At 59.4% G+C, this 1,732-nt stretch carries 1 protein-coding gene; it reads left to right on the top strand.

Annotated features, from left to right (window positions below; all coding sequences use genetic code 11):
* Positions 1 to 1,653: HsdM family class I SAM-dependent methyltransferase (locus tag ACOCD2_RS18740; protein ID WP_293648483.1), on the top strand; the 1,653-nt coding region annotated here is incomplete at its 5' end.
* Between the last annotated feature and the right edge of the window lie 79 nt (positions 1,654 to 1,732).

The raw sequence follows: 1,732 nt of genomic DNA, 5'->3' as shown, positions 1-1,732 counted from the left end.
AACGCTCGGCAGATCTTCGACGAGTTTTCCTTCAGCAACTGGATCGACAAACTCGACCAGCACGACCTGCTTTATCTGGTAGTGAAGGAATTCCGGGGTATCGACCTGCATCCCGACCGGATCTCCAATCACGAAATGGGGCTGATTTTCGAGCACCTGATCCGCCGATTCGCCGAATCGGCCAACGATACGGCGGGTGAATTCTACACGCCTCGGGACGTGGTTCGCCTGACCACCACCCTGGTCTTTTCCAATGACCATGAAGCCTTGGGTGGCGAGGGTGTGGTGCGAACCGTCTATGACTGCGCCGCCGGCACCGGCGGATTTCTTTCATCCGCCATCGAATTGGTGAACGAGTGGAATCCCGATGCGCGGTTGATCCCTTACGCCCAGGAACTCAACCCGGAAACCCACGCCATCTGCGTGGCTGACAAGCTGATTCAGGGGTATGACACCAAGAACATCAAGCTGGGTAACACGCTCTCCAACGACCTGCTGCCCGGTGAGCGCTTCGATTACTGCCTGGCCAATCCGCCCTTTGGTGTGGACTGGAAAAAAGTGCAGAAAGCGGTGAAAGGCGAACACCGGGTACTGGGTTATTCCGGGCGGTTTGGCCCTGGGCTGCCCCGGGTCAGCGACGGTTCCATGCTGTTTCTCATGCACCTGCTGTCCAAGCGCAAGCCCGAGTCGGAAGGTGGCACCCGCATTGGCATAATCCTGTCGGGTTCACCTCTTTTCAACGGGTCCGCCGGCTCTGGCGAATCGGAAATCCGCCGCTGGATCCTGGAGAACGACTGGCTGGAGGCCATCGTCGCCCTGCCCACGGATCTATTCTACAACACCGGCATTGGCACCTATGTCTGGGTGCTGGATACTGACAAGGAACCGCGCCGCAAGGGACTGGTGCAGCTCATCGACGCCACCGGCATCCATACGCCCATGCGCAAAAGCCTGGGCAGCAAGCGCCGCTGGCTGACGGATGAGCAGATTGCCGAAATTGCCCGCCTTCACGATAACTTTGAAGAAACTCCGGTGAGCAAGCTGTTCGATACCGAGGACTTTGGCTACCGGCGAATCACCGTGGAGCGACCGCTGAGGCTCCGTTTCCAGGTCACCCGCGAGAGCATCGCCAGCTACATGGCGGGCAAGCCGTTCCAGAACCTCAAGGACAAGCAGGAACCCGTCCGGAAGGCCTTGGAATCCCTAGCGGGCGATACCCTCTGGATGAACCGCGAGGATTTTCTCGCGGAACTCAAATCCGCGCTCAAGACCCGGGGCATCAAGCTGACCACCGCCCAGCTCAAACCGATCTGGATGGCCTGTGGGGAAAGAGATGAACAGGCTGTAATCTGCCACGACGCCAAGGGCAATCCCGAGCCCGACCCCGATCTGCGCGACCATGAGAACGTACCCCTCTCCGAAGAGATTCAGGATTACTTCGAGCGAGAAGTCCTGTCCCACGTGCCAGACGCCTGGATCGACAAGACCAAGAAGGACAAGAAGGACGGCCAGGTGGGCATCGTCGGCTACGAGATCAACTTCAATCGCTACTTCTACCAGTACCAGCCCCCCCGGCCCCTGGAGGCCATCGACGCGGATCTGAAGCAAGTGGAGGCGGAAATCGCCGAACTGCTTGAGGCGGTGGCGTCATGAGGGGGTGGTGTCTTGGCTGGGCAGGGCCGCGGTGCTATCCTGGCTCCAACAACACCCGCCAAGGCTATGCTATTCGGAG

Origin of the sequence: Thiolapillus sp., from assembly GCF_048562965.1 — a bacterium.
In the GTDB taxonomy this organism is placed as follows: Bacteria; Pseudomonadota; Gammaproteobacteria; order Chromatiales; family Chromatiaceae; genus Thiolapillus; species Thiolapillus brandeum_A.
Note: the sequence above shows the minus strand (reverse complement) of the source record. Positions and strands in the feature narration are given on the sequence as shown.